Source organism: Patescibacteria group bacterium (assembly GCA_026415775.1).
GTDB lineage: Bacteria > Patescibacteriota > Minisyncoccia > UBA6257 > JAAZHW01 > SKW32.
Genome location: JAOAGL010000027.1, coordinates 1 through 507, shown reverse-complemented (window position 1 = coordinate 507; position 507 = coordinate 1). Strand labels below are relative to the sequence as shown.

The window sequence follows — 507 nt, the reverse complement described above, 5'->3', positions numbered from 1 at the left end:
TATTACTGATGTTGGACATCTTACTAGTGATGGTGATACGGGAGAAGATAAGTTAGAAAAGGGTGCTAAAAGAGAAAATAAAAGTGTTTGGGATATAGCAGAGTTTTATACTCAGGCTTTTTTTAAAGATTTAGAGAGACTAAATATTAAAAAAGAAAATTTTATTTTTCCAAAAGCTACAGATTATATACAAGAGCAAATTAATTTAATTTTAGAATTAGAAAAAAAAGGCTTTACCTATAAAATAGAAGATGGAATATATTTTGATACTTCACTTTTTAATGAATATTTTGATTTTGCGAAAATAAAAAAAGAAAACTTAGATGCTGGTAAAAGAGTAGATATAAAAGATAAAAAAAATATAAGTGATTTTGCTTTATGGAAATTTTCTCCAAAAAACGAAAAAAGACAAATGGAGTGGCAATCTCCTTGGGGGGTTGGTTTCCCTGGATGGCATATAGAATGTAGCGCCATGAGCCGAGCTTTACTTGGAGAGCATTTTGATAT

Annotated in this window: 1 protein-coding gene; it reads left to right on the top strand. The window is 29.2% G+C overall.

Going from position 1 to position 507, the window contains the following annotated elements; all coding sequences use genetic code 11:
* Window positions 1-507: cysteine--tRNA ligase (locus N2692_03205; GenBank protein MCX8016270.1), on the top strand; the 507-nt coding region annotated here is incomplete at both ends.